Genomic DNA, 10,205 nt, shown 5'->3' with positions numbered 1-10,205 from the left:
CCCTGCTCATATCACCTGCTCCACGGACCGTTGCTCCCTGCGCAGGGGACGATGGCGGGTTTTCAACCCGTCCAGAACCGTCCGCAGGGTCTGCATGCGCTCGAGCACCTCGGCCTCCGAGCGATCGCCCGGTACCAGTCGGGCGATATGCCCGGCCAGATCCTCCAAACCATGACGCGCCGGGACCTCCGGCGCGCACGCAAAGAGAAACCGATCCATCAACCACAGCAGGAACTTCCGTGCACGGCTGCGGCGCTCCTGCCACTCCCGCCGGGCCAGAGCGGCCTCCAGGGCAGCGCCGAGTTCCTCGGGGGTCCTCACCTCGTAGGTCGCGCCGAGTCCCCACCAGGGACTTCGGCCCAACAACACGACCGGTTTGTCGTAAAAGACGGCTTCGAACTGGAGTGTGGTGAACTGGGCGACGATCACGTCCGCCAGCTCGATCAACGCCAACGGATCGGCTTCCTTCACCACGGTGACGCCCTCGATCCTTGCCACTGCGTACGGTTGAAAATCCAACGGGTGCGGTTTGAAAACCACCGCCAGGTCGGGGCGGGCACCCAATTCCCGCCACACCGCCATCACCATGGATTCCGTGGAAGGGAAATGCGGTGCATGATAGCGTCGGACCCGGCTCGCGGCCGGCACCATCCCGCAGGCGTCGAAGTGTCCCAGAACGAGGACCACCCTCCGGTTTTCCACTCCCAGTTCGGCCCGCAGCCGCTCCGCCGACTGCCGGGGCACGTCCGCATACTTGCGCGGTCGGCATGTCCGATACCATTCGGCCAGCCGACCAAAACGGGCCTCGTCCATTCCCGCCACGGCTGCCGGATCCATGAGCCAGTGGGTCTGCAGGTCGGACCACCCGTTGAGTCCCCGGCTTTCAATCATGAGCGTCCCCGGCAACAGGCCCCGCTCGATGGAAAACCATGCGACGCCCCGCTCCACGCACACCCGCTGGAGCAACCGGCTCTGAGGATGGAAGGGATCCCAAGCCAGCACGACCCCGGGATCCAAAAGTTCCAGGACACCCTCCCAGAACTGTCGTGCCCACAGGGCGTCCTGCACACCGTGCCCCCCCGAACGGCCATTCCTCGAGCGCTCGCACTCGTTCTGCCAGCATTCCACCAGGTGTCCATCCACGTAACCTCCGCCCAGCTCCAGGCCCGGGTACACGCGGGGATAGTCTCTCATCAAATACGGAAACTCGAACAGCTCCGGCTCGGAGGTCTCCGGTGGAAGATTGGTGGTGAACAGGGCCAGAGCGACGTGGCGCTCGGCCAGTGCGCGGTGGAATTGCCGCCACCAGCCCCGGGCCGCGGAGTCCAGAATCAACAGATTCGTGGCAAGGCAGATGTCCATCGGATCCATTCCTGTGATGGCGCGTGGTTCCTCGAGTCGCCGTGCACCGCCGGCATTCCGCGCCTTTCACCTCCGGCCCATTCAAAACAACCCGAACTGCCGCATCAGTTCGTCGGTCTTCATGCCGCGGGCAATGGCCAGCACGATTTCACTCTCGTTTTTCTTCCGCCGCAGGGCCTCTTCCAACACCGCCTGCTCATGCTTGCGCGGGATCACCACAATGCCGTCCTCGTCCCCGAACACCAGGTCGTCGCGATGCACGCTCACACCGTCGATCACGAGGGTCTTGTTCCGACCGGTCACGATTCCGCGTTTGCGGGTGTCGCGGCAATGATGGCCCTTGGCAAAAACCGGGAAGCCCATCCGACGGGTGTCGGCCCAGTCGCGCGTGACGCCGTCAATGATGGCCCCCACCGCGCCCGAACGAAGGGCCAGGTTGGCGTTCAGCTCGCCGAAGAACGCGCAACCCGGGGTGCGGTTGGCCACCACGATCACGTCATTGGGCACCACGTGATCGTAGAGGTGCAGGCTGTCATAGATCTCCCGGTAATCTGCATCGTCCGGGCAAACGTCAATCTGCAGGGTTTTGGCCCGACCCAACACGCGCTGGTCCGGAAGGTTCAGCTTGAATTCGGACGACAGGACGCCGGCGATGCCCAGGTCGTCCAGCACGTCGGAGAGGAGTGCCGATGAAAGCACCAGGCGCAGGTTGGCAAACAACCGGCGCTCCTGCTCGCGCAGCCCGACCGCTATCAGATTGGCCATCTCGCAGTCGGCCGGCCAGTTGACGTCCACGCTCTCCAACGGGTCGATCTCCAACAAATAGGGTCGGTTCCCGATGCGCCGTTTGGTCGCCAGGGCCGTCTCCCGGCGCACGACGTACAGTCCCATGGACTCGATAATGGTGTCCTCCAGCTCCACGCTGTTGGGGATGCGATCCAGCGGATAGCAGGGCCGGCCGTTGACCCAGCGGTATTGTTTCTCGCGCCGCACCGCCACCACCGAATCATAGGAGGGATCGTTGCGCAGGAGTTCAATGGCCCGTTCGATGGTCTCCACCCGGATGAAAGGCGAGGTGCAGAGCAGCTGCACGCAGAGGTCGGCGTCCGTGTGCAGGACCTCGTTGTAGAACAGTTGGTGTCCGTCGGTTTGGTTGCTGGCCAGTGCGGGATCGCGCCGCAGGATCTTGCACCGCACCTCGGAGGCCAGACGCATGATCTCCGGCGATTCGGTGTCCAGCCACACCTCGTCCACCGAAGGACAGGCCAGCAGCTTGCGCAGGCTGCGCAAAAACAGCGGTTCACCATCCAACAGCAGGGTGTTCTTGTTGGGCACCCTCTGGCTGGAGCCTTTCGCCGGAACGAACGCCGCCACCTTCAACTTGCGCTCCGTGGCGGAAGGCGACCGCTCCGGCGGCTGGACGGCCGGTGCTGGGGCGGAGTCCACCATCATACGCACGGCTCCGGTTGAAGCCCACCCGTGAGCCCTCCCACACGAGTTTCCAACCGCTCCCAAGCCACCCGGACCGCCTCGTCGGCGGGATCCAGTTCCCGCGCCTGCCGGACCAGCAAAAGCGCCAAACCGGGTTGATCCATCCGCTCGTGTGCCAGGGCCAGGTGCAACCACGCGCGCGCGTTGCCGGGCCGCAGCCGCACCGCCCGCAGAAACGCCATCCCGGCCTCGGCCCATTCGCCAAGCAAATAGTGCACCGAGCCCAGCGCGATCCAGATGCGGTCGTCGGTCGGATCCAGATCGGCCGCGTGTTTCAGGAAATCCCGGGCGGCGCCCTGCTCCCCCCTTGCAAACCACTCGTCCGCACAGGCCACGCACCACCACTTGAGAGCCTCGCGACTTTTCGGGGAAGGACACGCATCCCTGCGCGCAGCAGCATCGCGGCGGGTGGAGGTCCGGGAACGGGGAGGTTCACACACGGTCGCTTTCATCGTCTCACCTCATGCTTGTCGAAGTGGTTGTGTTCGCACCCACGCCGGCGATCTGTCGTCCCCGTCTTCACCCCGACCACCGGCGAACCGGGCGGACCCGGACTCGGACCCGGTCCGCCCGGGGGAAGGAGCCAGCGGTTCGTCCAGTTTTGGCGACCTGACGAAGTCGCTGGACACTCGTTCGGTGTCGTTACGACAGCAGGCCCAGCACCCGTTCGGGTTGCGCATGAGCCTGCGCGCGCAGGGCCTCATCGGCCCGCACCGAAATCCGTACGCTCACCTGACGCGCCACCGCCTCGGCCTCGCCCGCACCCCGCAGGCGCACCGTTGCGGCCGCCAGATTCTGCCGTTCCACCTGCAAAGTTTCGGCCGCCTGCAACAATGCGTCCCGACCCGCCGCCACCCCGGCTCGCTCTTCGTCCAGCGTGCCCACCGCGGCCTCCAGGTGCCTCACGGCCTCCGCAGCCGCCTCCGGCGTCTCCAACCGGGCCGCCTGCACCCGGGCGTATACAGCCCGATCCAGGGCCGGCGACTTCAGGCGCAAGGTCCGACCCCTGCTGTCCACGGGAACCTCCCGCACTGAACCGTCAAACAAGGGCTCGCCATCCAACCTCTGCGCAGCCACTTCACCCAGCGTCCGCGCCAGAGCCGCGAATTCCACCCGCACCGCCTCGCGGTCGGGCCCGGCCAGTGCCGGATCCGCCGCCTGCCGGCTCAATTCCGTCATTCGCGCCAGGGCGGAGTGCGCCCGGTCGAGATACTCCGACTGCGTCCGCACCCGCGTGACGGCGGCGCTGATGCGGTCCGACAACACGTGCACCTGCCGCACTCGCGCGGCCGGCCCGGCAGAAATGTCCCGCCGGGCGGCAACCTCTGCCGCACCAGCCGCCTGCACGTCCTGTACCAGGCGGCCCGCCGACCGGGCCAGCCGGCCGGTGGCATTCGCGCCCCGCAGGCCGGCGCCATCATCCGTGATGTTCGGTTGAATGATCATGGCCGGTTCTCCTGCACAGCAGCATTGGTGCCACGTTTCTGAGCCGGAGGCCGCATGACAATTCGCGGGCCCGACCGGCCTGACGTAACAGCCGTCTGGTCACCATCGGCACGCACCACCGGCAGACGCGGCAACGCCGGTCTCTGCGTCACCACCGCACCGCGGTTGCTCCCCTGGATCTCGAGGTACACCTCCATCCGGTGCACGGGCACTTCCGCCGGGGCCTCGATCCCCACCTTCACGATCTCACCCTCCACCCGCACCACCTTCACGTGGATGCGCCCGTCAATCATGATGCTCTCACCGGGCTTGCGCGAAAGTATCAGCATGGCAACAAAGCTGTGGGGGGTTCAATCACCCGACTGCGGCACCGGCAACGGATGCTGGACCGAGTACTCGATCGCATTGCCGATCACCACCTGCTTGCCCACCCAGGTGTGCCGGTTGATCACCACCGGTCCCTTCAAATTCACCGTGGCCTTCTGCGGGCCGTGGATGGTCACAATGTTCAGCAACAACGCGTCCTCAGGCCCTTTCAACCCCAGCAGGGCCACGTCCGGTGGCGGGATGTCCGGCCGATACTCCGGCACCACCAAAAACGGATCCACCACCACAAAAGCCAGACCCGAACCATCCCGCGCCTCCAACCACCCGAACGGCGCCTCCTCAGGATGAAACGTCAGGGTGTACTCACGAATCGCTTCGAATCCCAGCAACCCCGTCGGCATCCGCACCGTGTACACGGTCGGCCGGGGACCTGCTGCCCGCGCATCCGGTGAACTCACGCAGTTCGTCATGCCGAGCCCGGAGAAGCAACGGCCGTGCCACGACCGTTTCCACGCACCGCATCCGCATTCCACACCACCTTTGCGCGGCGCTGTGCCCGCCCTTTTTGATTCTGACGACGCCCCGGGTTCACCCGCGCAAGCCGGGCGCAGAGCCGGGGAAAACCGGCAAAAAGCTCCGTCAACCGGTGAATTTTTTCCGCAGACGGGTCCGCCACGCGTCGCGGGCGGAAGTTCCGAAACAGGCGAGCTTCATCCCCACGCGGACGCAGTCCCGCTCCGGTAGCCCAACCCGTCACACGGAGGGGACTGCCGGCGGCGTCACCGCGAAGGAGCCGTCGCACGCACCGGCCGTTGCCGGTACTTCTCGTATAACCGGGTGTGGCGGTTCTCCAGGCCGACTTCGCGCCCGGCTATCCACATCCGGACCACCTGGGTGCGAATGTCAAAAATATCCCCGGTGGCGGCGAACAGCGTCCCCTCCCGGCCGGGTTCGATGGCCCCCAAACGATCGCCCAGTCCGCACGCACGCGCGGCTTCCAAGGTCAGGGCGCGCAAGGCCGTCTCAGGCGGGAAACCATGAGCCACCGCCTGGGCGGCGTGGTAGGGCAGGTTCTTCACCAACGATGCGTCCCCGGCCCCCGTACTGAACAGCACGGTCACGCCGGCCTCGTGCAACACCGCTGGCGCGCGAAAATGCACATCATACGGATCCACATCCCGCTCCGGCCGGGTGAACACATGCTCGTAGATGACAGGGATCTTCTGCGCCGCCAGTCGGCCGGCCTCGCGCCAAGCATCCCGCCCGCCCGCCAGGATCACCTGCCAGCGATTGGTTTCCGCCCAGGCCAGCACCGCTCGAATCTGCCGCACCTCGTCCGCATGCACCACCACCGGCAGTTCGCCCCGAACGAACGGGAGCATCGCCTCCCAAATCGGTTGCGTGCCCGGCGCAGCCGGCCGGGGCGGCCGGTTCGGATCCTGGGCGCGCGCGTACGCCCCGGCCTGTCGGAAAAAATCCTCCAGCTCACGCAATCTCCCCGTCCGTTCCCGGGCCTGCTCAGCGAGGGATTTCCACGCAGCCGGGTCGGGCACTTCATCCTTCGAGCGCGTGTCCAAATCCATCGAGGGCCAGAACACGTGCAACGCCAGCGGCGCACGCACGGTCATGTCCCGCACGCCCCAGCCTTCCAGTCGCATCAGGCCGGACCGTCCCGAAACCACTCCGCCCATCGGTACCGGCTCGAAAAAACCGATTCCGTTCGCCCGCGCCACCGGCAACAACTCGGAGTCCGGATTCACCGCCACCCACGACGCCACTTCCGGCGTGTACGCGCCCACCTCGGTCTGATCCAACGTCGAGCGCACGGCGTCGATCTCCTTCAGCCCCAGCCCGGTGTTCAAAGCGATCAATGCCGGATACAGGTGAAGTCCCGACAGATCCACCACCTGCGCGCCCGGCGCCTCCACCCGCTCTCCCACCGCCACCACCCGTCCGTTGCGCAACCACACGTCACCCCGCGTCAGCGTCGGGCCGGTGACCGTATGCACCACCGCGCCCCGCAACAACAAGCCCCCGGCTGTCTCGGAGTCAGCCGTGGCACACGGCCGGCTCGTCACCAACGCCGCAACCACGCCGCATGCGGCCCATGTCCGGCCGCGCCCCGCCCGGTGCGTCTGCCGCACCCGCTCTGCCGCCCTTGCACCAATCATGGCTCCACATCCTCGCAATGCTTTTCCCGATCCGTCACCTCCTGGATGACGCGGAAGAACCCTTCTCCGGCCCCTTCACCGCGCATGCGCCCGCCCTGTGCCCGTACCCACCGCCGCGCCTTCTCGAGCAATCGTTCCCGCTCGGCCCGCAGCAGCCCGGCCTGCCGCAGCGCCGTTTCCCGATCGAAGTACAGGCGTCCATCCACCCAGGTCTGCAAACAGACCGCCCGCGTATCCAGAGGAGGACGCGACCACACGGCGAAATCGGCGTCCTTGCCCGGTTCCAAACTCCCCACCCGATCCGCAATCCCCAACAACCGTGCCGGATGCAAGGTCACCAGCCGCAGCGCCTCCTCTTCGCTCAGCCCTCCGTATTTCACCGCCTTGGCCGCCTCGGTGTTCAATCGCCGCGCCAGATCGGACGAATCGGACTTGAACGCCACCGTCACACCCCGGCTATGCATCAACGCCCCCGCGTAGGGAATGGCGTCGTACACCTCGAATTTGTACGCCCACCAGTCCGCGAACGTCGCCACACCCGCCCCGTGCGCGGCAATCTCGTCGGCCACTTTGTAACCCTCCAAACCGTGCTCCAACGATGCCACCCGCACCCCAAAAGCCTCCATCACTTCGAGGAACGCCAGGATCTCATCCTGCCGATACGCATGGCAGTGGACCAAACGCCGTCCCTCCAGCACCTCCGCCAGTGCCTCCAATTCCAAGTCCGGCCGGGGAGGCAAACGACCCGAGCGCCGCGCCTCCTCTTGCGCCAGGCGGTATTCCCGCGCCGCCGCCAGCCGGTTCGCAATGAACGCCGGGACGCCCATTCGCGTCTGGGGAAAACGGTTCGTGAAACGGTCGCCCCAGTTGGACTGCTTGACGTTCTCGCCCAGGGCCATCTTGATCCCCGGCGGTGCGCCCTCGAACTTCATGGCCTCGGGCGAGGCACCCACGCGCAACTTGATCACACAACTCTGGCCGCCGATGGGATTGGCCGAACCATGGAGCAACTGGCAGGTGGTCAGTCCACCGGCCAGCTGCTCCCGCAACGTCACCGATTCGCTGTTGATCACATCCTCCACCCGCACCATGGCCGTTGACGGCAGCGTCGCCTCGTTCACGGCTCCCAGGATGGCGGTATGACTGTGGGCATCGATCAACCCCGGGCTCACATGCCTGCCCCGCAGATCCAGCACCTCCGCCGCCGGATCGTCCGGAACCGTCGCGCCCACGGCCACGATCCGGCCCTCCCGAATCAGCATCTGCCCCGACTCGATCACCCCCGCCGGCCCACACGTCCAGAGCGTCGCGTTGACCACCTTCAGAACCCGCGGAGCCCGCAACGGACCCGTTCCCTCCAGCGGCAACGCAGCCACGCGTCGGGCACGGTCCTTGCGCGCCTCCTCCCGCCGGGAGAGGTCCCGTTCCTTCCCGGCGCTCCCGACCTCCCCGGAGTCCTCCCCTCCCGACTCCAAATCCGCAGGTTGCCGGTAAACCCGACCCCGAACCCAGACCTGCCGCACCTTTCCCCCGGGGTCGAAATAACTGCGGCCGGCCACCACCGTGAAATTGGCCAGCTTGCCTGCTTCGATGGTCCCCAGCCACTTTTCCACGCCGCACCACCGGGCCGGTACCACCGTCAATGCCGCCAGGGCAGCCTCCTCTTCCAATCCCCGGTCCAACGCCTCCAGCAGTTTCGCGCGAAACTCCTTGCGGTCCGACAACCCATGCGTCGTCAGCGCCAGCTCGCAGCCCGCCCGGCGTAACACGGCCGGGTTCTCGGGCCCCCAATCCCACCGACGCAACTGGTCCAGGCTGACCTGTTCCCAGTCCGCTTCCTCCGGCAGCCGGGGCAGCTCCGGGAAGTCCACTGGCACGATCCATCCCGCGCGCCGCCCTTTCCACAAGTCCGGCCGGCGCCACTCCTCACCGCAGGCCACCAACAAAGGTTCGAACCCAAACTCCTCGGCCAACCGAATCGCCCGATCCATCATCAACACGCTGCCCGGCTCGATCACCAGACGCACCTCCCCGCTCCACAACCCGTCCAGAGCCTCCCAGGCCGGATTGTATTCCAGCTCCGTTGCCGCTTCCGGGTGGGCCCGCACCCAATCCCGCGCCTGCCGGTAATGTTCCGCCTCCATCAAGGTCTGCCGGACCACCGCAACCACCCCCATCAAGGACGCCGGAAACCGCCGGCCGCGGGCACCCACAGGCTCGAACGCCACGTACTGAAACACATCGGGCCGCAACACCCGCCGATTTGGATCCTCTTCACCCAACAGGACCAGGGCACTTCGCCCCCGGAAGATCCCCTCAGGCGGCACCAGCACCGCAGCGGAAAACCCGAGCTCGCGCAACGCCGCCCACCCGGGATCCGCCGCATCCAATCCTTCCACCGCACGCCTCTCGGGCGTCACTCCCGCCACGGCATGTCCGGGCGCTTGCCGACCCCGACCGCCCCCCTGGCCAGAGGCACCCAAAAACTGGTAGCCCATCGCCCCCGCCACCGACGCATCCACCGGTTGTACCATGCGGGTATCCACCGGACGATTCGTACGAGAAGACACAAAATACGGCTCGATGAACCCCGGATAGATCGTCAGCCCGTCCATCCGCCAGACTTCCGCCCCCGGCGGCAGCGCCACATTCGTGCCAACTGCGGCGATCCGGTCCTCCCGAACCAGTATCGTGCCCGACTCCAACACCTCCCCCGGTCGCACCACCACCCGGCCGCCCACCAGCGCGCGCCATTCCGGCGGTGAAGGCGGAAGACCAGGCGGAGCGATCTCCACCGCACAGGCCGTTCCCATCACCCACACCCCGAGCCAACACGCAATCGGGCGGCCCCAGGCACATCGCACTTGCCCGCACATGACAGGCCGAACCTTAGAATCCGATCGTTCCCCCGACAAGCGCCGTCCCGCCCTTCCCGAACCCGGGTCGGACCGAGGCCATGAACGCGCCCTCGCGCGGACCCAACCTGAACGCATCCCCTACGGCTCTCCCCTTGCCTTCCAGCGGCCCGCGCCTAGATTTCTCCCGTGAGCAAGGCAGCACATCTGTTCCGCACCGGGTTGATCCTCCTGTGCCTGAGCCTCTGGTGGTGCGGTTGCGCCACCAACAAGATCAACTGGGCCGAGCGCGTCGGACACTACACCTTCGACCAGGCCGTCGTGGAACTGGGCCCGCCGGATAAACAGGCCAAATTACAGGACGGCACCCTCGTGGCCGAATGGCTCACCCGCCCCGGCCGCAACCGCCTCTACACCTCCGCCGGCTGGTACCCGTATTGGCACGGCTGGGCCTTCCCCACCTATGTCGAAACCTCCTCCCCGGACGCCTGGCTGCGGCTGGTCTTCGCCCCCGACGGCCGGCTCAAGGAATGGAAAACCTACCTGCGCTGAC

Annotated in this window: 9 protein-coding genes; 1 reads left to right on the top strand and 8 read right to left on the bottom strand. The window is 66.5% G+C overall.

What is annotated here, in order from left to right; genetic code table 11:
* Positions 1 to 6: 6 nt before the first annotated feature.
* The 8 genes from ACPDIX_RS06365 to ACPDIX_RS06330 form a co-directional block, all read right to left on the bottom strand.
* On the bottom strand, positions 7 to 1,362 hold the full coding sequence (locus tag ACPDIX_RS06365) for a hypothetical protein (protein ID WP_423430940.1): 1,356 nt from the start codon (positions 1,360 to 1,362) through the stop codon (positions 7 to 9).
* 81 nt (positions 1,363 to 1,443) lie between these two features.
* Positions 1,444 to 2,814 (bottom strand): cytidylyltransferase domain-containing protein, encoded by a 1,371-nt coding sequence (locus tag ACPDIX_RS06360; protein WP_423430939.1) that lies wholly within the window; start codon positions 2,812 to 2,814, stop codon positions 1,444 to 1,446.
* A complete protein-coding gene (locus ACPDIX_RS06355; protein ID WP_423430938.1) occupies positions 2,811 to 3,305 on the bottom strand; it encodes a tetratricopeptide repeat protein in 495 nt (164 codons plus the stop codon). Before ACPDIX_RS06355 ends, ACPDIX_RS06360 begins: the two co-directional genes overlap by 4 nt.
* A 190-nt stretch (positions 3,306 to 3,495) precedes the next feature.
* Positions 3,496 to 4,299, bottom strand: a complete 804-nt coding sequence (locus ACPDIX_RS06350; RefSeq protein WP_423430937.1) for a flagellin — start codon at positions 4,297 to 4,299, stop codon at positions 3,496 to 3,498.
* Positions 4,296 to 4,628, bottom strand: a complete 333-nt coding sequence (gene csrA / locus ACPDIX_RS06345) for a carbon storage regulator CsrA (RefSeq protein ID WP_423430936.1) — start codon at positions 4,626 to 4,628, stop codon at positions 4,296 to 4,298. The genes ACPDIX_RS06350 and csrA overlap by 4 nt, the downstream gene beginning before the upstream one ends.
* A gap of 21 nt (positions 4,629 to 4,649) precedes the next feature.
* Positions 4,650 to 5,096 carry a flagellar assembly protein FliW gene (fliW, locus tag ACPDIX_RS06340; protein WP_423430935.1) on the bottom strand — a complete coding sequence of 149 codons (447 nt, stop codon included), beginning with the start codon at positions 5,094 to 5,096 and terminating at the stop codon, positions 4,650 to 4,652.
* 309 nt (positions 5,097 to 5,405) lie between these two features.
* Positions 5,406 to 6,797 carry an amidohydrolase family protein gene (locus ACPDIX_RS06335; protein ID WP_423430934.1) on the bottom strand — a complete coding sequence of 464 codons (1,392 nt, stop codon included), beginning with the start codon at positions 6,795 to 6,797 and terminating at the stop codon, positions 5,406 to 5,408.
* On the bottom strand, positions 6,794 to 9,673 hold the full coding sequence (locus ACPDIX_RS06330) for an amidohydrolase family protein (protein ID WP_423430933.1): 2,880 nt from the start codon (positions 9,671 to 9,673) through the stop codon (positions 6,794 to 6,796). Before ACPDIX_RS06330 ends, ACPDIX_RS06335 begins: the two co-directional genes overlap by 4 nt.
* Positions 9,674 to 9,841: 168 nt before the next feature.
* Here ACPDIX_RS06330 and ACPDIX_RS06325 point away from each other — a divergent pair, with 168 nt between their 5' ends.
* Entirely contained in the window at positions 9,842 to 10,204 is a 363-nt protein-coding gene (locus ACPDIX_RS06325) for a hypothetical protein (RefSeq protein ID WP_423430932.1), read from the top strand.
* The last annotated feature ends 1 nt before the right edge of the window (position 10,205 follow it).

The organism is Limisphaera sp. 4302-co (assembly GCF_049537155.1).
GTDB lineage: Bacteria > Verrucomicrobiota > Verrucomicrobiia > Limisphaerales > Limisphaeraceae > Limisphaera.
This window is presented reverse-complemented; position numbering and strand designations above follow the sequence as displayed.

Excerpts from the sequence above, each read along its gene's own strand:
- ACPDIX_RS06365 (WP_423430940.1), bottom strand. The coding sequence starts at position 1,362 with ATGGACATCTGCCTTGCCACGAATCTGTTGATTCTGGACTCCGCGGCC.
- ACPDIX_RS06360 (WP_423430939.1), bottom strand. The coding sequence starts at position 2,814 with ATGATGGTGGACTCCGCCCCAGCACCGGCCGTCCAGCCGCCGGAGCGG.
- ACPDIX_RS06355 (WP_423430938.1), bottom strand. The coding sequence starts at position 3,305 with ATGAAAGCGACCGTGTGTGAACCTCCCCGTTCCCGGACCTCCACCCGC.
- ACPDIX_RS06350 (WP_423430937.1), bottom strand. The coding sequence starts at position 4,299 with ATGATCATTCAACCGAACATCACGGATGATGGCGCCGGCCTGCGGGGC.
- csrA (WP_423430936.1), bottom strand. The coding sequence starts at position 4,628 with ATGCTGATACTTTCGCGCAAGCCCGGTGAGAGCATCATGATTGACGGG.
- fliW (WP_423430935.1), bottom strand. The coding sequence starts at position 5,096 with ATGACGAACTGCGTGAGTTCACCGGATGCGCGGGCAGCAGGTCCCCGG.
- ACPDIX_RS06335 (WP_423430934.1), bottom strand. The coding sequence starts at position 6,797 with ATGATTGGTGCAAGGGCGGCAGAGCGGGTGCGGCAGACGCACCGGGCG.
- ACPDIX_RS06330 (WP_423430933.1), bottom strand. The coding sequence starts at position 9,673 with ATGTGCGGGCAAGTGCGATGTGCCTGGGGCCGCCCGATTGCGTGTTGG.